The sequence below is a fragment of the Vibrio sp. 5S239 genome (assembly GCF_041439575.1).
Classification (GTDB): Bacteria; Pseudomonadota; Gammaproteobacteria; order Enterobacterales; family Vibrionaceae; genus Vibrio; species Vibrio kanaloae.
In genome coordinates this window covers 141,960-160,847 of sequence record NZ_JBGOOM010000005.1, presented here as the reverse complement: position 1 = coordinate 160,847, position 18,888 = coordinate 141,960, and the positions used below count along the sequence as shown (strand labels likewise).

Sequence of the window (18,888 nt, the reverse complement as noted above, 5' to 3'; positions counted from 1 at the left end):
GATATTTTTTATCCGCTCAATTTCGATTTTCCATCAGCTTCTGTTAAATTGTTTACTATTCTCATTTGCTTGCACGGATAGCAGACTATGCCTTATCAATGCCCTCTTACGTTCAATGACGAACAAATTGAAATCTGCGAATTAAAAAATCAGCTCGAAATCTTCACGCAGTATCAAAAAAATGAATTTCTAAATCATCATCCAGTCACCGACTTAGTATTCTTACGATCCGAGTACATGGACTTGCTCCTTAATCGATTGTGGGAACATTTCGGATTCAATAAACTCCCACATATATCACTCGTAGCGGTAGGTGGCTATGGCCGTGGTGAACTACACCCTTTATCCGACATTGATATCTTAGTCGTTTCGCAAAAGACACTACCAAATGCATTTGGTGAAAAAGTCAGTCAATTCATCACCCTACTTTGGGATTTAAAACTCGAAGTCGGCCATGCAGTACGAACAGTTTCAGAGTGTATTGAGATTGGTATCGACGATTTAACGGTTGCAACCAATCTACAAGAGTCGCGTTTACTGTGTGGCAGTGAAGACACTTTTCAAGAACTGAAATTGAAGATTCATTCCGATTCTTTTTGGCCAAGTGAGAACTTTTATAAAGCCAAGATTCAAGAACAAAGAGAGCGCCATGCTCGCTACCATGACACCACTTACAATCTAGAACCTGATATTAAGTCGACCCCTGGAGGCTTGAGAGATATCCATACGCTAAGCTGGGTTGCGCGTCGACACTTTGGTGCAACTTCTTTATTAGAGATGAGTAAGTATGGCTTTCTTACCGATGCCGAATATCGTGAGTTAGTCGAGTGCCAAGATTTCTTGTGGCGCATTCGCTTTGCACTTCATATTGAATTACGCCGTTACGACAATCGCCTCACGTTTGCACATCAAGCTCAAGTCGCTGAACATCTAGGTTATACCGGTGAAGGAAACCGTGGTGTCGAGATGATGATGAAAGAGTTCTATCGAACCCTTCGCCGCGTAGCAGAGCTCAACAAGATGCTGCTTAAACTGTTCGATCAGGCAATAATCAATGGCGGTGAGACACAAGAAGCTGAGATTCTCGATAATGATTTCCAACGTCGAGGGACATTGATCGAAGCGCGCAAGCCCGCCCTATTCCAGGCTCGACCGGAAACGATTCTCGATATGTTCATCCATATCGCGAACGACTCTTCCATCGAAGGGGTTAGCCCACCGACATTGCGACAGCTACGTACTGCACGCCGTCGACTAAACCGTTTCTTGCACACCATTCCTGTAGCTCGTGAAAAGTTTATGTCGTTGGTTCGCCACCCTAACGCACTGCATAAAGCATTTAGCCTGATGCATAATTTAGGGGTGCTCTCGGCATACTTGCCGCAGTGGAGCCAAATCGTTGGTCAAATGCAGTTTGACCTTTTCCATGCTTACACCGTGGATGAACACAGTATTCGTCTTCTCAAGCACATCAACCGTTTCAGTCAAATTGAGAACCATGACAAACATCCTATTTGCTGCGAAGTGTATCCACGAGTTCAGAAGAAAGAGTTACTCATTCTTGCTGCTATCTTCCATGATATAGGTAAAGGGCGTGGCGGAGATCACTCAGAGATTGGTGCCGTCGAAGCTTACTCTTTCTGTATTGAGCATGGATTATCTAAACCAGAAGCCAAGCTAGTATCGTGGTTAGTACAAAACCACCTATTGATGTCTGTCACCGCTCAACGCCGTGATATTCAAGATCCTGACGTGATCACAGAGTTCGCCAAAAAAGTGCGCGATGAAGAGTCCTTAGAGCTGTTGGTTTGTCTAACCGTCGCAGACATTTGTGCAACGAATCCAGATCTATGGAACAGTTGGAAACGCACTTTATTGGCTGAATTATTTCATTCAACACAACGAGCACTACGCCGTGGTCTAGAAAACCCGGTCGATGTCAGAGACCGTATTCGTCACAATCAACAAATGGCTTCCGCATTGCTGCGTAAAGAAGGATTCACCGCTCGTGAAATTGAAGTACTTTGGCAGCGTTTCAAAGCCGACTACTTCTTACGTCATACGCACAATCAAATCGCTTGGCACTGTGAACACCTGCTTCGCCTCGAAGACCCAAGCCAACCCTTGGTGCTGATCAGCGAAAAAGCGACTCGTGGTGGTACTGAGGTGTTCGTTTACTGTAAAGACCAGGCAGCACTTTTTGCAACTGTGGTTACAGAACTCGATAGACGCAACTTTAATGTTCACGACGCGCAAGTCATGCTCAGCAAAGATGGTCACGTTTTGGATACCTTCGTTGTGTTAGATCAGCATGGTGAGGCCATTGATGAAGCAAGGCATAAAGCGGTCGCCAAACACTTAACCCATGTTCTATCTGATGGGCGTCCTACTAAGATAAAAACACGTCGTACACCACGTAACTTGCAGCACTTTGAGGTAAAAACTCGAGTTGAGTTCCTACCAACCAAAAGTAAAAAGCATTCCTTGATGGAACTGAAAGCATTAGACACTCCAGGGTTGTTGGCTCAAGTCGGTGCAACCTTTGCAGAATTAGACATTAACTTGCACGGTGCGAAAATCACCACGATAGGTGAGAGAGCAGAAGATTTGTTTATTCTAACCAGTGAAGCAGGAGGAAGACTTTCTGAAGAACAAGAACAAGCGCTAAGAGAAAGATTAACTGAACATGTTTCTGAACTCGCACCTTAGAAACTCAATTTAGCTCCAAAAATAAGCAATCCGAGAAATCAGATTCAATAACCTATTGAGTGTGGGTAAAGATAGAGAGCGATCTTGCCCACAACTTACAATCAATTCCCAGATATCAACTATCTAGCTTATCGTTAGGCTGCTACATTGATTAAGTCAATTACATAAAAGTACTACACTCATAAACTAGAGGTCACTTATGTATCCAAACCTCACTGGCTTAGGTATCCACGAACCTAAACAGATTGAACGTTACTCCCTTCGCCAAGAAGCTCATAAAGATATCCTGAAGATTTACTTTCGTAAGCAGAAAGGTGAACTGTTTGCGAAAAGCGTTAAGTTTAAGTACCCACGACAAGTAAAAAGTGTGCTTGTTAGCGGTGGCAATAATCAATACAAAGAAGTGACTGAGATTAACCGCAACCTCACTCTTGTGATTGATGAACTGAACAAGATCACCAAACCAACACCAACCACTGAGATGGATGTGAAGCAGAAAATTCTGACTGACTTACGCCACTTAGAGAAAGTGGTCTCGAGTAAGATCTCAGAGATCGAAGCCGATCTAGAAAAGCTAAAATGATCCCCGCAATGGCTGTTAGCCTATGACACTCAGGCTTCACCGTTCGATTGCACAGAAGTGAAAAAGGGTTGATATTCCTATCAACCCTTTATTTTTATTCGTCTTTGATTTGAACACTCAAGCTTGAGCATCTAATAACTTGATATCCCAATCAAAGGTTTCAAACAACCTTAGCCACGTTTCATCAAGGTTAGCCTTCATCACTAACTCTTCTTGGGTAAAAGGATGAATGAATCGCAACTCAGAAGCATGCAGTAACAAACGATGCGAATCGAGGTCATCACGAAACAGTCGGTTATGCTTACCATCACCATGGGAAGTATCACCAACAATTGGGTGCCTTAAGTGCGCCATATGACGGCGCAGTTGGTGCTTACGCCCTGTCTTTGGCAGCATCTTAACAAGACAATAGCGACTCGTTGGAAAACGCCCCGTTGAATATGGCACTTCTACTTTTGCTAACGGTTCATAGACCGTCACCGCCTCTTGCGCTTCTTTGTCTTCTTTCGCGAACTTATCCGCGATTTTATCCAATTCGACCTTGAGTGCATAATCGAGCGTGTCGCCTTCTTCTATCCAACCACGAACAATCGCATGATAGGTTTTTTGCATCTCATGGTTAGCGAACATCGGCATCACCTGTGAAGCAACCTCGCTCGACAACGCAAACACCAATACACCAGATGTTGGTCGGTCTAAACGGTGCAGAGGAAATACGTGCTGACCAATTTGATCACGCAGTGTTTGCATCACAAATTGAGTCTCATGCTTATCCAACCATGAACGATGCACTAGCATGCCCGCAGGTTTATTCACCGCGACAAAATACTCATCTTGATAAATGATCTCTAACATTACGCGCATACCTCATCAATTCTCTGAATCGTCACTAGCAATTCGGCCTTACCTGCTTCATTTTTCCACACTTCACCAAAGTAAGGATGAATCGCGAAGCCTTTTGGTAGACTCATTTGTGCATTCACCATTGCGTTGATCTTAACGATGAAGATCCACTGCAACCACTCTTCCGGTTGCAGAGAATCAATCGCGAAAGGCTCAACACTGGCTAGAGCTTCGTCCGAAGGTGGAACATCACTCCACAGCGAACATTGGCGCATTTGTTGTTCTAATTGTTGAAGTAAAATAGGTAACTTTGTGGCTGCTGTCATTTTTCACCAAGTTATTTATCTAGTGACCTTGAAATTGGGGCATAGAGTACCATCTATTGAGGAAAGAAAGTTAGGAGCTTTATTGCTATGGAAACAATTCACACGCTCACTCAGTTGCTTAAGAATAGCGGTTGCCAATACGATATCTACGACCTAGGTCGTCGCATTCAGAAGATCGACAACACCTTATTTTCTGATGTTGAGCAAGGGAAACAGCCGTACCCGTTTCCACTTCAAAAACAAGCTCACTTAGCCATTAGCTACTGGAACGAACACAAACAGCCATGGATTTGGTTTCTAAAATTCAAACTGGATGAAAGAGGCCTGTTGCATCAAGGTGATGTGGGTAATTTCCTGAAGTTTGTTATCGAAGCAATGGGCACACGTTTGAACGGCGAGATCAGCGAGGAGCAACAACAAAAGCTGTCAAACAACCCTTATACCTTTAAGCCTTCTGAAGACAAAATGGCCGTGTTCCATAGCCAAGTAAGAGCAGGTTTAGACCTCGCGACGAGCCAATATTACGAACACGCTCAGCATTACTTCACTGGTGAGCTAGGCTGGGATAACTGGAAAACGGTTGGCCTGCAAGGCATCACAGATATGTGTGCTCGCTTAGGTAGCCAGCAAAACGGTGTCGCGATTCGCAAAGCGCTCAATAAACTGCCATCAGAACCTCTATACGCCACACTGGGGGCACTTGAACATACGCAAATCAATGACAAGCTCGCGCAACGTTTGCAAGAAATGGCAGAGAGTGAGATCACAAGTAAAGAGCCGGACCTATTCTTGCTGTCTGCGTTGGTTCGTGCCCTTTCAGGTGCAGAACAAGGGATCACGAATAACATCATTAACCAAGTTCTGGCTAGCCCACGCTTGAGCCACCAAGAAGTATTAATTGGTTTAGCGGGTCGCAGCTGGCATGCGCTACAAGATCCTGCGATTGCTGAGCAATTCTTGTTACGTCTCGCACAAACGGGCAACCAAAACCTATTCAACCAATTATTTGCAGATTTAGTGATGATTCCGACGTTGAGAATGGTATTTTTACCTTTACTGAACTCAAACCCATCGCCTGAGCTTGCTAATGCCTTAGTTGAACTACAGCAAGCGGCAAAAGCTCAATAACTCGTAAAAACAAGATCAAATCACGATTGGAATAAAGAGATAAAAGGAAGTATGGATTAAATGATAGATAACTTATTGGCTATTTTAATACTGTGCTTCTTTTGCTTTTTATTTTGGCAACAGCGCAGGCAATCAGAGCTTGCGAAAACTGCCATTGCGAGAAAGTGTAAAGAGCTAGACTTACAGTTGCTAAGTGTCGCTTTCAGTGGTCATAAGCTTAAGATGCGCCATGAATTGACCACGATTTGGCGCTGGCACACCGTGTACCAATTTGAGTTTTCAGCGTTAGGTGATGACTGCTACAAAGGCAAACTGACCATGGTAGGATTCCGCTCGATGCGGTTTGAGATACAGCCTCATCGAATGTAACGTCACAATACGCTGTATAGCGATACTCAGAAAAAGAAAAGCCCCGACACCGAAGTGTCAGGGCTAGGGTCTTACTCGCAGCAGTCCGGCTACTAATTAATGCTCCATGCATCATCCATAATAGTGGCTGTAATCCTTCAGCTCTTTCCTTTACTTCGCCATCCTAGCGGTGTCCAATCATCCTGAAAGCTAACAATCCTAGTTAGCGCACATAACTTGTTCCCTGAGCGGTGTCCTTTACATCGTCCTGATGCGAATCCAACCCTTTAATCCCAAAGGTGTCCATTGTCATTCCGTTGCAGCTAACTTCCTGTCAACTGACTGTCTCCCTACAATGTCCTACGCTCCATGCTTGATCATTCAATCCTAAATGACCAAATCTTCATCCTGAAGATAACCAAATCCTTGGTGCTTTCCTGTTCCGTGTCAGCATCCTTCCGACAAGGTTTAATTTACGCGATTTACGATTTCGGACAATAGATTCTCATCACATTTCACATCTAACTGAGTTGTTAATTATATAAAACAAATAAAATTCAACAATTTACCTATATGCATATCAATCTCTCTAGAAATATATTCGTGTTATCTCACAGCGCTTGTAAGAGATCTCTCACACGCTATGAGCTGTTTTATGATTCGCTATCATCTGCTGGAGCGAGTAAAATGCACAAAGACTAAAAATGGAGGTCAACATGCTGACAAAAGATGTTTCTGAAGAGTTGAAATCGGTGCTTGAAGGACTGCAAGCACAAGGGAAAGAGCCAACCGTTGCTTTAGTTAAAGCTCGTATGAGCACATCCGTTCCTATGCCAGCTTTAATCACAACGATCAAAAGTTGGAAAAGCGCCAATCGTGTCCCTAAGGTTGAAGTGGCGACACAAAAAGAGCCGGAGCTTGATCGTGTGAGCCAACTGGAAAAACAAATCCTTGAACTTACCGCTCGCGTAGCCACGCTAGAAGCTAAGTTAACTGAGCAATAAGTTACAGATAATAGGCTAACAGAGAAATAGAACACTATGAAGATATGGGTTGATGCGGACGCTTGTCCTAAAGTTATCCGTGAAACAATCGTACGTGCAGCAGAGCGCACAGGTGTTGAATGCACCTTTGTGGCAAACCATTTAGTTCCCGTACCTAAGCGCAATAACATTCACTCAATTCAAGTGCCAAGCGGATTTGATATTGCAGATGATGAAATCGTAAAACGCACAGAGCCCGGTGACCTCGTGATTACATCAGACATTCCTTTAGCGGATGAAGTGATCACAAAGGGTGGTCAAGCACTCAGCTCTCGTGGTGAGCTTTACACCAAAGAGACCATTAAAGCGCGGCTCAACATTCGTGATTTTATGGATACCATGCGTTCAAGTGGCATCCAAACGGGCGGACCAAGCACCCTTTCTCAAACCGACCGTCGTGAGTTCGCGAACCACTTAGATAGAATTCTAGCCAAACGCTAGCAGGCTCATCCGAGCTTAACCTAGTTCTATCTCTCCATAAAAAAACAAAAAAACCTGCAAACAATGCAGGTTTTTTTAATATCAATTAAGAGAGGGTTTCCCCTGTTCTACAACTAAGGCGTGTAGTACGTCGCCGCACCTGGGCCAACAGGTAGGCCAAATACGAATACCCAGATATAGAACATTAAGCTCCAACCAACCAAGAATACGATTGAGTATGGAAGCATTGTAGCAATCAGGGTACCAATACCTAGGTTCTTCATGTAACGCGTTGCTACAGCAAGGATAAGACCGAAGTAGCTCATCATTGGTGTAATGATGTTCGTTGTTGAGTCACCGATACGGTAAGCCGCTTGAATCGTTTCAGGTGCGTAGCCTACTAGCATTAGCATTGGAACGAAGATAGGTGCTGTAACTGCCCACTGAGCAGAAGCCGAACCGATCATCAGGTTAATGAAACCACACATTAGGATGAATGCGAAGAACAACATTGGACCAGTTAGGCCGATATCTTGTAGGAAAGTCGCGCCTGCAACTGCAAATACTTGACCGAAGTTAGTCCACTTGAAAAAAGCAACAAACTGAGCAGCAAAGAATACAAGTACGATGTACATGCCCATAGAGGACATAGACTTCGACATTGCATTGATAACGTCACGGTCAGTTTTCATTGAGCCGGTAACTTTACCGTAAACAAAACCAGGAGCCGCGAAGAAGACAAAGATAAACGCTACGATACTTTTTAGGAATGGAGAACCTGAAACCGTACCAGCCGCTGAACGCAGAACACCATCAGCAGGAACAATCGTCCACGCAAGAAGAGCAGAAACGGCTAGCACAGCGATGCCCGCCAGCTTAAGGCCTTTCTTCTCAATTTCCGTTAGCTTGCCCATTGAATCGTTTGATAAATCTTCAGACGCTTCTTCGTCGTTGTATTTACCCAGTTTTGGTTCAACAATCTTCTCAGTTACAAATGCACCGGTAATTGCAATGAAGAAAGTAGAAACAAACATGAAATACCAGTTTGATTCAGGACCAACGCTGTAAGTCGGGTCGATCATTTGCGCTGCTGTTTGGGTAATACCAGAAAGCAGTGGATCAACCGTACCGATTAGAAGGTTTGCAGAGTAACCACCAGATACACCAGCAAATGCTGCCGCTAGACCCGCTAATGGGTGACGACCCAAAGAGTGGAAAAGCATTGCCGCAAGAGGGATAAGCACAACATAACCAAGCTCAGAAGCCGTGTTAGAAATAATACCGGCAAATACTACGGTTACTGTAACCATACGCTTAGATGCGCCCATTACCATGCCACGCATCGCCGCAGATAGTAGACCTGAGTGTTCAGCAATCGCAACACCTAGCATTGCAACCAGCACAGTACCTAGTGGTGCAAAGCCGACAAAGTTTTTAACGAGATTAGTGACGATGAGTTGTAAGCCTTCAGCGTTAAGTAAGCTTACAACGTGAATCATGCCGTCAGCAGCACGACCTGGCGCACCGTCTGGACGAGGATCCATAACAGACACCTCAAAATATCCAGCGATACCTGAAGTAACTAAAATTGCGACACAGAAGATTGCAAAAAGAGTAATTGGGTGGGGTAAAAGGTTCCCCAAATATTCAACGCCATCGAGAAAGCGGGTAAAAATAGGTTTCTTTGGCGAGTTGTTTTTTATTGAATCTGATGAACTCATCAGTTCCCTCCTTGTAGTGATTCCTGTGCAATTGTGACAAAAATGTTCAAATTGCCAGCGAAGGGTACGCGACAAAATTATCAATTAGAAATTCAAAATGTTACAAAATGTGTAATAATTGATTATTTTTAACTCTATTTGAACGTTTAACTAGCAAATAAATCCACACATGGGACTAAAACTAGATTTATAATTCAAAAGAACACATTCACTACAAATATAATTGACGATATAAGCCATTGATTAATTTAAAAACAAAGTTCGCCGTACTATAAAAAACACTTGATATTTAATAACCTTCCTCTCGAAGGAAAAGAAAAACTGACAAATGAATGAAGTTTGACTTTCCCCTCGTTTTTAAATCTGTGTCACGTCGTATGACTGACTATTTTTGAACCGCTTTGAATCTCGGGTTGGACTTACAGATGACATAGAGGCGACCTCTGCGCTTCACAACCTGACAATCTGGGTGACGACTTTTTGCACTCTTAAGAGATTTAACCACTTTCATCTACTTATTCCCTTTACCTAATTGACCAAAACGACGAGTGAAGTTCGCAACGCGTCCCTCTTTATGTAGCACTCTCTGTTTACCGGTATAGAAAGGGTGCGACTTTGACGACACTTCAATAGTGAAGTAAGGATAAGTATTGCCATCTTCCCATTCGATAATTCGATCTGTTTTCAGCGTAGAGCCTATTAAGAAGTACTCATCAACGCTGGTGTCATGGAATACCACTGTGCGGTAGTCCGGGTGGATATTCGGTTTCATTGTGTTTCCCTAAAATAATAAAATCGATATGTTATAACATACTAGATGATAATCATTATCAAAAGAAAGACAAGCGATTTTATGGTATTTTTCCGCCATAGATCGAAATTAGAGAGTGTCCGTCCATGTACTCCATTGAACCTATTGGCTTTATAGAGTCTCCTTATAAAGAGAAGTTCGCGGTACCAAGGCAACCTAGATTAGTACCAACATCCAGCTCAAGAATAAGACTCGTTGACTCAGCAAACTGCCTTGAGTCCGTCCGTAATATTGAGCAATTTAGCCATGTTTGGTTGTTGTTCATGTTCGACAAAAACCTCGAAGCAGGATGGAAACCAACTGTGAGGCCACCTCGCCTTGGCGGGAATGAACGTATTGGTGTATTCGCGTCACGTGCCACATTCAGACCAAATGGAATTGGCATGTCTGCGGTTGAACTAAAAGGTGTGTCTCAAGAGAAAGGACAGACTTGGTTGGATCTCGGCAGCGTCGACTTAGTAGACGGTACACCGATCATCGACATCAAGCCTTATATCCCCTATTCAGATTCGATTCCGGATGCATTGGGAGGGTTTGCCGCCGATGAACCAGAAGTGCTCGACGTTAACTTTTCACAGCAAGCCCAAGCGAAGCTGGTACAACACCCACAGGGGCACCACATCATTCAGGTAATCAAAGAAGTTCTTGGCCAAGATCCTCGCCCTGCCTATAAAAAAGGCAAACCAGACAGTAAAGAATATGCGGTAAATTTGTTCGATCTTAACGTGAAATTCGTTGTTGAAACGCTTTTCATCAATGTTACTGACATTGAGCGCTTTTGAGAACTCAAATAGGCTGATATTATATACGGCTATATCAGATTTGCTGACGCCACTAAGCTCGGCAAATTTTCTTTTATCAATGATGAAACGGATACCACAGAATGCGTACCAGTAACTACCTTCTTTCTACTCTGAAAGAGACTCCAAACGACGCAGAAGTAATCAGCCACCAGCTGATGCTACGTGCAGGTATGATCCGTAAGCTAGCTTCAGGTTTATATACTTGGCTACCTACTGGTCTACGTGTACTGCGTAAAGTCGAAAATATCGTTCGCCAAGAGATCGATAATGCAGGTGCCGTTGAAATCTTGATGCCCGTAGTTCAACCGTTTGAGCTTTGGGAAGAGACTGGCCGTTCTGAAAAGATGGGCCCTGAGCTACTTCGTTTCACAGACCGTCACTCTCGTCCGTTCGTTCTTAGCCCAACAGCTGAAGAAGTGGTGACGAGCCTAGTACGTAACGAGATTAGCTCTTACAAACAGCTTCCTCTAAACCTGTTCCAAATCCAGACTAAATTCCGTGATGAACGTCGCCCTCGTTTTGGCGTAATGCGTGCACGTGAATTCTCTATGATGGATGCGTACAGTTTTGATATCGACAAAGAAGGCTTAGAAAAGTCTTACCAAGCGATGCACGATGCTTACTGTAAAGCATTCGACCGCATGGGCCTTGAGTACCGTCCAGTATTGGCAGACTCTGGTGCAATCGGCGGTAGCGGCTCTCAAGAATTCCACGTTCTTGCTGAAAGCGGCGAAGATCTAATCGCATTCTCTTCTGAATCTGATTACGCAGCGAACATCGAGAAAGCAGAAGCACTAGCTCCTACAACTGAAGCGGCAGCGCCAACTCAAGAGATGGAACTGGTTGATACGCCAAACGCAAAAACAATTGCTGAGCTTGTAGAGCAACACGGTCTAGCAATCGAGAAGACCGTTAAGACTCTATTCGTTAAAGCGTCTGATGAAGTAGATGCAGACATCATTGCACTGATCATCCGTGGCGACCACGAACTGAACGAAGTGAAAGCAGAGAACCTTCCACAAGTTGCTTCTCCACTAGAAATGGCTTCTGAAGAAGAAATCCGTGCACTTGTTGGTGCAGGTCCTGGTTCACTTGGCCCTGTTGGCCTAGAGCTGCCATTCATCGTTGACCGCTCTGTTGCTGTAATGAGTGACTTTGGCGCTGGTGCAAACGTAGACGGTAAGCACTACTTCGGTATTAACTGGGGTCGTGACGTTGAGCTTGCTCAAGTTGAAGATCTACGTAACGTTGTTGAAGGCGACCTTAGCCCATGTGGTCAAGGTACTATCCAACTTAAGCGCGGTATCGAAGTTGGTCACATCTTCCAGCTAGGTAATACTTACTCTAAAGCAATGAACTGTAACGTGCTTGGTCCTGATGGTAAGAGCGTAATCCTAGAAATGGGTTGTTACGGTATCGGTGTTTCACGTGTTGTTGCATCGGCTATCGAGCAAAACCACGATAAATTCGGTATCACTTGGCCAGACGCACTCGCACCGTTCCAAGTTGCTATCGTACCAATGAACATGCACAAATCTGAGCGCGTTAAAGAAGCAGCTGAGAAGCTATACGCTGAATTAACAGCTATGGGTATCGAAGTACTATTTGATGACCGTAAAGAGCGCCCTGGTGTAATGTTTAAAGATATCGAACTAGTGGGTATTCCTCACACTATCGTTATCGGTGATCGCAGCATGGACGAAGGCAACTTCGAATACAAAAACCGTCGTACTGGTGATAAAGAAGTTATCGCAATGGACACGGTTATCGAGCACCTTAAAGCTCAACTAGCTTAGTAATTTAGTAACTGAATAAGTCTGTATTGACTAAATAATTAGTTACTCGCTAGATAAACATTGAAAGGCTGCCATTAGGTGGCCTTTTTTGTGCCTGTCGTTTCCCTTCAAACTCCCTTCTATTTATCAGTAGAGTTAATAACGTAAGTTAATCCCCTGTTCATCTTCAAATCCGTATATTGGTGTTATCAACTTTTTAGACATGCTCACCATTGGAGGTATCGATGGATATCAAAAGCTTACTTAACCAAGCACTTAATTCAGATCTCGTTAAACAAGGCACTCAGAAGCTTTCCCAAGGGTCTTCAAGTTTAAGCAGCCTCTCTCAAGGCAGTAGCAGCAATGACAAAGGTATCAACAAGAGCACACTTGGCGCTTTCGGTGCAGGCGCTGTTGGTGGTGGACTGTTAGGGACGTTAATGGGCTCTAAAAAGACCAAGAAAATGGGTAAGAAAGCAGCCGGCATTGGTGGCGCAGCAGCTCTTGGTGCTCTCGCTTATAAAGTCTACAACGACTACCAATCGAAACAAGGCCAGACACCCAATGTCGAACAGGCTCAATTTGATGAAAATGATGCTAATCACGGTGTTCTTATTCTACGATCTATGATAGCCGCGTCTAAAGCTGATGGTCATGTTGATAAAGAAGAGATGGCTAAGATAGAACAAGCAGTAGAAAACATGGGCGCTGATTATCAACTGACTAAGTTGGTATCTGAAGAACTGCACAAGCCACTCGACCCAAGTGAGATTGCGCAACTGGCCACTTCACCTCAGCAAGCGAGCGAGATCTACTTAGCCTCTTTGATTGTTGCCGACGAACAGAATTTCATGGAAAAGGCGTACCTGAAAGAGCTCGCGAAACAACTAAACCTTGCTGATGAAGTCACTTATCAACTTGAACAACAAGTATCTGGCTAATCGATAAATACCAAACGAGTCAGTAAAGAGAAGCCTAAGCCGCAGGCTAACTAAGTAATATATTGAGCAAAGACAAACTAACTCTGCTCTTGAGCAGATCCACTTTGTTTTTGCTTATCTCTATGTGTATATTGATATCAGTTATCATTTGGTTAGGTATAAAAATGAAAGTATACGATTGTTGTGATTTAGTGCGTGAACTGTATTCTCAAATTGGCAGTGGCGACCAAGGCTATATCCCTAAAGCGATCACCTGCGCAGTAAAAACATTGAACAACCTTGCTGCCGATGAATCCCTTGCTAAAGAAGCTCGTGAACGTGCAGCATTTGCCGCCGCGAACCTACTGATTTCAGATTTCGAGGACTAGTATGAATCTCGCTAACTTTGAAAAGATGGATCCAGTGATGTTGATGAGCATCGTCAATATGAAGCTTCGCGATGACTTCGGCGGTAATTTGGATCGAGTAGTCAACTTCTACGAAATTGACAAAGCTGCATTGATCGCTAAGCTCGCGTCTGCTGGTTTTGAGTATCTTCCAGAAGCCAAACAGTTTCGATAATGATTTAAAACGAGCTTCCTATTAATAGACCAACCTCTGTGTTGGTCTTTTTTGTTGGTGATACGTAATAAGTAAACATGCAACAAACCCGTTATAAATTATCTGTCTACATCTATACTTTTATATCTTAGAGTCAACGAACGCTCCTTGAACCGAAGCGTATTGTTGTATAGGCTACCTCAAATAGCATATAAAACTCATCACCCAATCTGATGATAGCGAAGGATTAACAATGAAAAGACTCGGACTTTTGGCAGTTTTCGCTGCAACACTGACTGCAGGTTGCGCTTCAAATACACAGCAAGACAACTTTCGTGAAGCCTCTTTTGAGCTGTGTAATACCGAAGTCGATATTTACTCAGTAAGCCATGATGAGCGAATTCGTATCGTCTGTTCTGATGGTTCTAAATTCGCTTTGAACAGTGAAGATACGCTAGAAGTAATGCGTGATATCAACATAGACTACTGCGATGGCGAAGGCTTAGGCAAATTCAACGAGAGTCGCAGCTACTACTCGTTTAGATGTAAGTCAGGAACTTTACTGAGCATCAAAAAGTAAAACCGATACCAACAAACAGCAAAGGGTTGATGTGCAAACATCAGCCCTTTTTAGGACCTGCCTTTCTGTATTCTCAGATAACCCAACTCTCATACCGACAAATACAAAAAAGGGACTCAATGAGCCCCTTTTAAAAGTATTTTTCAAAGTAGATGAGCGAAGTTCAAGGAGCTCACACGGAGTTTGCGCTAGCAAATGAGTATGTGCGACACAGAAATTCGTTCACTCTACGCAGAAAAAATTAAGCGTAAACCGGTAGACGCTTACATATGTTTAGTACTTTTGCTTTCGTTGCTTCGATAACAGACTCATCACCCATGTTATCTAGGATGTCACACATCCAACCTGCTAGCTCTTTCGCGTCTGCTTCTGAGAAACCGCGACGAGTGATAGAAGGAGAACCGATACGGATACCTGAAGTAACGAACGGGCTACGTGGATCATTTGGTACTGAGTTCTTGTTCACAGTGATGTTCGCTGCACCTAGTGCTGCATCGGCTTCTTTACCTGTGATGTCTTTGTCGATTAGGTCAACTAGGAACAGGTGGTTCTCTGTAGAACCTGAAACGATGTTGTAACCGCGTGCTAGGAATTCAGCTACCATTGCTTTTGCGTTAGCAACAACGCGAGCTTGGTATTCTTTGAACTCTGGCTCTAGAGCTTCTTTGAACGCTACTGCTTTACCAGCGATAACGTGCATTAGAGGACCACCTTGGCCGCCTGGGAATACTGCTGAGTTCAGCTTCTTGTAAAGATCTTCGCCTTCGTTAGAAAGGATAAGACCACCACGAGGGCCAGCAAGCGTTTTGTGCGTGGTTGTTGTAACAACGTGAGCGTGTGGAACTGGGTTCGGGTAGACACCTGCCGCGATTAGACCCGCAACGTGAGCCATATCTACGAAAAAGTAAGCACCTACTTTGTCAGCGATTTCACGCATGCGCTTCCAATCACAAACTTGAGAGTAAGCTGAGAAACCACCGATGATCATCTTAGGTTTGTGCTCGATAGCTAGCGCTTCCATCTCTTCGTAATCGATTTGACCTGCTTCATCGATACCGTAAGGAATGATGTTGTAAAGCTTACCAGAGAAGTTTACTGGAGAACCGTGAGTTAGGTGACCACCGTGCGCTAGGCTCATACCTAGAACAGTATCGCCAGCATTCAGTAGTGCCATGTATACAGCGTTGTTTGCTTGAGAACCTGAGTGAGGTTGTACGTTCGCGTATTGAGCGCCAAACAGCTCACATGCACGTTCGATTGCTAGAGTTTCAACTTTATCTACGTACTCACAACCACCGTAGTAACGCTTACCTGGGTAGCCTTCAGCGTATTTGTTTGTAAGTTGAGAACCTTGAGCTTCCATTACACGTGGGCTTGTGTAGTTTTCTGAAGCGATAAGTTCGATGTGCTCTTCCTGACGAAGAGTTTCTTCTTGGATAGCTGCGAATAGATCCGCATCGTAATCAGCAATGTTCATGTCACGCTTAAGCATCTGTATCTCCTGACTCAGATTGTACTGAAAGTTTCAAAAAAACCACACAACGACCGAAAGCAAACGTTTCCGTCACCGTTTTGATGTGACGCATTCTACATAATTTGATTTAGGTCATAAAGAGCTAATTGCAATTTTATCATGCAGTTTTTTCATAATCACAAATAAGGTTCATCATGGTTATAAAGCTTATCCAACCAAAGATGGTACTTACTGTCAATTTTACGCTTTACACCCTGTAAAACGCAGATTACATAGGTTTACCTTAATTTTCCCCCTCTAGCTACCGAAAGCTAAGGTTTTTCTCTACTATGCACGCCTTTATTGGTTAGGTAATTATAAAAACGATGGAAAAACACTCACGTAAAGAAGATTGGGTAGCGATCCTCACTGGTACGTTTTTAGTGGCATTAGGCGTCTTCTTTTTACAGTCAGCAAACCTGCTTACTGGTGGTACGACTGGCTTGGCACTGCTTTTGAGTCAATTTACACCAGTAACCTTTGGTATTTTGTACTTTATTGCCAACAGCCCATTCTACCTATTAGCATGGAAACGATTCGGCCGTCACTTTGCGATAAGCAGTGCCATTTCTGGCGCTTTAGTGTCTGTATTTGCCGATCATTTATACTTGGTGATTTCGTTAGACGTTCATAATGAAATTTACTGTGCGGTAGCTGGCGGCTTGTTAATGGGCTTAGGCATGCTAATCCTATTCCGTCACCGCTCAAGTCTGGGTGGTTTCAACGTACTGTGCTTGTTTATCCAAGACCGCTACGGTATCTCGGTAGGTAAAACACAAATGGGTATTGATGCGTGTATTCTTTTTGCATCGTTCTTCTTTGTGTCACCTTGGGTAATTGCCGTATCTGTATTAGGCACCGCAGTATTGAACATAGTATTGGCAATGAACCACAAACCAACTCGCTACTCGGTGAATTACGCGTCTTAGCGTTCATTACCTGCTCTGTCATTGCTGGCTACTCGATGCTCAAACTTCTCGCAAGTAGACTCGAGGCACGATATTCCAGACATCACTAAAACAAAAAGGCTTTGGGGAGCACTCCAAAGCCTTTGTAAAAGCCCAACCCTTTAAGGGGAATAAGAATCAGGCTTGTGAAAATGAAACAAGGTTAACCTTCAATCAAGAGAATACGAGTCTCATAAGGACGTAAGACTTGATGAAGTAATACTACTGAAGTGTTCGCTTCTTGATAGTTAGACAACAAACTCTTCGCCTTACTCATATCAAAACGTTCCGGTAAAACGCATTCCGCCTCTTCACCATAATAGTTGTTAATACACAACAAAGTTTGCCCTTCGCTCTCACGTGCATACGCAAAAATAGATGAGTGTTCAGGCAATAAATCTTGATAACTACCATGAGTAATCACAGGCACTTGTTTACGTAACTCAATCAAGCTCTTGTAGAAGTAAAAAACAGAATCTTTATCTTCCAGCGCTTGCTCAGCATTGATCTCAGTATAGTTATTCGCAACGTCTAGCCATGGCTGTTCTTGTGAAAAGCCTGCATATGCTTCACAGTTCCATTGCATCGGTGTACGAGAGTTATCGCGAGATTTCTGCGCTAAAATCGCCATCATATCTTGATGCTCCACACCATCACGGTTAACCATGATGTCGTACATGTTGGTGCTCTCTACATCACGATATTGGCTGATCTCAGTATAGCCTGGGTTAGTCATGCCAATTTCTTCACCTTGATAGATATACGGCGTGCCTTGCATCATATGTACAGACGCAGCCAGCATCTTAGCCGACTCAACACGATACTGCTGATCATCACCTAAACGGCTCACCACTCTTGGTTGGTCGTGATTACACCAAAATAGCGCGCCCCACCCTTTGCCGTTCAAGCCTGTTTGCCAGTGATTGAAGATCGACTTGAGCTGTAAGAAATCAAACGGCGCATTGGTCCACTTCTCACCATTGGTGTAATCGACCTTAAGGTGATGAAAATTAAACACCATAGATAGCTCACTGTTATCAATATTTGAGTATTGCTGACAATGTTCCAGTGTCGTTGAAGACATCTCGCCAACCGTCACGCTGCCGTATTTCTGGAATACTTCTTCACTGATCTCTTTCAGATATTCATGCACTCGTGGGCCATCAGTGTAAAAACGACGACCGTCACCAATATCATCGTTAGGAAAGTCTTGCTGCTTTGAAATTAAATTAATGACATCAAGGCGGAAACCATCAACGCCTTTTTCAGCCCAGAAGCTGATAACGTCTTTCACTTCACCACGTACAACCGGGTTCTCCCAGTTCAGGTCGGCCTGCTCTTTGGCGAATAGATGAAGGTAGTATTGACCTGTGGCTTCATCGAGAGCCCATGCATTACCGCCAAACTTAGATTGCCAGTTAGTGGGTGCTTGGCCGTTTACTGGGTCTTTCCAGATGTAGTAATCGCGGTACGGGCTGTTTTTGTCGCCCAAAGCAGATTGGAACCATGCATGCTCTGTCGAGGTGTGGTTTACCACTATATCCATCACGATACGGATACCACGTTGGTGCGCTTCAGACAGTAATAAGTCGAAATCTTCCATGGTGCCGAATTGAGGATTAATCGCGTAGTAGTCTGAAATATCGTAGCCGTTATCGATCATTGGTGATGCGTAAACTGGGGTTAACCAAATTGCATCCACACTCAAGTGTTTAAGATAATCCAGCTTTGAAATGATCCCTTTGATATCGCCAGTACCTTTACTGCCACTGTCACAAAAGCTCTTTGGGTAGATTTGATAGATGGTTGCGGTTTTCCACCAACTTTTATCATGCTCAGTCATCGCCATCTCTAACA

At 43.8% G+C, this 18,888-nt stretch carries 20 protein-coding genes; 13 read left to right on the top strand and 7 right to left on the bottom strand.

Features of this window, described 5'->3' with window-relative positions; translation table 11 throughout:
- The first annotated feature begins 87 nt into the window (after positions 1-87).
- A complete protein-coding gene (gene glnD, locus ACED48_RS06275) occupies positions 88-2,709 on the top strand; it encodes a bifunctional uridylyltransferase/uridylyl-removing protein GlnD (protein ID WP_017056300.1) in 2,622 nt (873 codons plus the stop codon).
- A 199-nt stretch (positions 2,710-2,908) separates the two neighbouring features.
- Positions 2,909-3,292 (top strand): DUF3461 family protein, encoded by a 384-nt coding sequence (locus ACED48_RS06270; protein ID WP_017056299.1) that lies wholly within the window; start codon positions 2,909-2,911, stop codon positions 3,290-3,292.
- A 117-nt stretch (positions 3,293-3,409) separates the two neighbouring features.
- Here ACED48_RS06270 and truC read toward each other — a convergent pair whose 3' ends face one another.
- Together truC and ACED48_RS06260 are read right to left on the bottom strand one after the other, a co-directional pair.
- Positions 3,410-4,156, bottom strand: coding sequence for a tRNA pseudouridine(65) synthase TruC (gene truC, locus ACED48_RS06265; RefSeq protein WP_084026663.1), 747 nt, complete (start codon positions 4,154-4,156; stop codon positions 3,410-3,412).
- Positions 4,147-4,461: a YqcC family protein gene (locus tag ACED48_RS06260; protein ID WP_017056297.1), complete on the bottom strand. Its 315-nt coding sequence runs from the start codon at positions 4,459-4,461 to the stop codon at positions 4,147-4,149. The genes truC and ACED48_RS06260 overlap by 10 nt, the downstream gene beginning before the upstream one ends.
- A gap of 87 nt (positions 4,462-4,548) precedes the next feature.
- Between ACED48_RS06260 and ACED48_RS06255 the strand changes: the two genes are divergently transcribed.
- The 4 genes from ACED48_RS06255 to ACED48_RS06240 all read left to right on the top strand — a co-directional run bounded on the left by ACED48_RS06255 (position 4,549) and on the right by ACED48_RS06240 (position 7,421).
- Positions 4,549-5,589, top strand: a complete 1,041-nt coding sequence (locus ACED48_RS06255; RefSeq protein WP_017056296.1) for a DUF3549 family protein — start codon at positions 4,549-4,551, stop codon at positions 5,587-5,589.
- 60 nt (positions 5,590-5,649) lie between these two features.
- The gene (locus ACED48_RS06250; protein WP_017056295.1) at positions 5,650-5,958 is read left to right on the top strand and encodes a DUF3301 domain-containing protein; all 309 of its coding nucleotides are present in this window, start codon (positions 5,650-5,652) and stop codon (positions 5,956-5,958) included.
- Between the two features lie 695 nt (positions 5,959-6,653).
- The gene (locus ACED48_RS06245) at positions 6,654-6,941 is read left to right on the top strand and encodes a hypothetical protein (RefSeq protein WP_017056294.1); all 288 of its coding nucleotides are present in this window, start codon (positions 6,654-6,656) and stop codon (positions 6,939-6,941) included.
- 36 nt (positions 6,942-6,977) lie between these two features.
- Positions 6,978-7,421 (top strand): YaiI/YqxD family protein, encoded by a 444-nt coding sequence (locus ACED48_RS06240; protein ID WP_017056293.1) that lies wholly within the window; start codon positions 6,978-6,980, stop codon positions 7,419-7,421.
- Between the two features lie 113 nt (positions 7,422-7,534).
- Here ACED48_RS06240 and ACED48_RS06235 read toward each other — a convergent pair whose 3' ends face one another.
- From ACED48_RS06235 to ACED48_RS06225, 3 genes are all read right to left on the bottom strand, one after another.
- Positions 7,535-9,121, bottom strand: coding sequence for an AbgT family transporter (locus tag ACED48_RS06235; protein WP_017056292.1), 1,587 nt, complete (start codon positions 9,119-9,121; stop codon positions 7,535-7,537).
- A gap of 385 nt (positions 9,122-9,506) precedes the next feature.
- Positions 9,507-9,632 carry a type B 50S ribosomal protein L36 gene (ykgO, locus tag ACED48_RS06230; protein ID WP_017056291.1) on the bottom strand — a complete coding sequence of 42 codons (126 nt, stop codon included), beginning with the start codon at positions 9,630-9,632 and terminating at the stop codon, positions 9,507-9,509.
- The gene (locus ACED48_RS06225; protein ID WP_017056290.1) at positions 9,633-9,893 is read right to left on the bottom strand and encodes a type B 50S ribosomal protein L31; all 261 of its coding nucleotides are present in this window, start codon (positions 9,891-9,893) and stop codon (positions 9,633-9,635) included.
- A gap of 125 nt (positions 9,894-10,018) precedes the next feature.
- Here ACED48_RS06225 and tsaA point away from each other — a divergent pair, with 125 nt between their 5' ends.
- From tsaA to ACED48_RS06195, 6 genes are all read left to right on the top strand, one after another.
- Positions 10,019-10,714, top strand: coding sequence for a tRNA (N6-threonylcarbamoyladenosine(37)-N6)-methyltransferase TrmO (gene tsaA / locus ACED48_RS06220; protein ID WP_017056289.1), 696 nt, complete (start codon positions 10,019-10,021; stop codon positions 10,712-10,714).
- A gap of 101 nt (positions 10,715-10,815) precedes the next feature.
- A complete protein-coding gene (locus tag ACED48_RS06215) occupies positions 10,816-12,531 on the top strand; it encodes a proline--tRNA ligase (RefSeq protein ID WP_017056288.1) in 1,716 nt (571 codons plus the stop codon).
- 224 nt (positions 12,532-12,755) lie between these two features.
- Complete coding sequence (locus ACED48_RS06210) at positions 12,756-13,451, top strand: tellurite resistance TerB family protein (RefSeq protein ID WP_017056287.1); 696 nt, start codon at positions 12,756-12,758, stop codon at positions 13,449-13,451.
- A gap of 164 nt (positions 13,452-13,615) precedes the next feature.
- Entirely contained in the window at positions 13,616-13,819 is a 204-nt protein-coding gene (locus ACED48_RS06205; RefSeq protein ID WP_017056286.1) for a YaeP family protein, read from the top strand.
- A gap of 1 nt (position 13,820) precedes the next feature.
- Entirely contained in the window at positions 13,821-14,012 is a 192-nt protein-coding gene (locus ACED48_RS06200; RefSeq protein ID WP_017056285.1) for a DUF4250 domain-containing protein, read from the top strand.
- 232 nt (positions 14,013-14,244) lie between these two features.
- Positions 14,245-14,571, top strand: coding sequence for a hypothetical protein (locus ACED48_RS06195; protein WP_004736794.1), 327 nt, complete (start codon positions 14,245-14,247; stop codon positions 14,569-14,571).
- A gap of 241 nt (positions 14,572-14,812) precedes the next feature.
- On the opposite strand, the gene glyA is transcribed toward ACED48_RS06195, so the two are convergent.
- Positions 14,813-16,063 carry a serine hydroxymethyltransferase gene (glyA, locus tag ACED48_RS06190; protein ID WP_017056284.1) on the bottom strand — a complete coding sequence of 417 codons (1,251 nt, stop codon included), beginning with the start codon at positions 16,061-16,063 and terminating at the stop codon, positions 14,813-14,815.
- Between the two features lie 347 nt (positions 16,064-16,410).
- Between glyA and ACED48_RS06185 the strand changes: the two genes are divergently transcribed.
- Positions 16,411-17,013: a YitT family protein gene (locus ACED48_RS06185; RefSeq protein WP_017056283.1), complete on the top strand. Its 603-nt coding sequence runs from the start codon at positions 16,411-16,413 to the stop codon at positions 17,011-17,013.
- 181 nt (positions 17,014-17,194) lie between these two features.
- Here ACED48_RS06185 and treC read toward each other — a convergent pair whose 3' ends face one another.
- Positions 17,195-18,880: an alpha,alpha-phosphotrehalase gene (gene treC, locus ACED48_RS06180; protein WP_029626971.1), complete on the bottom strand. Its 1,686-nt coding sequence runs from the start codon at positions 18,878-18,880 to the stop codon at positions 17,195-17,197.
- Between the last annotated feature and the right edge of the window lie 8 nt (positions 18,881-18,888).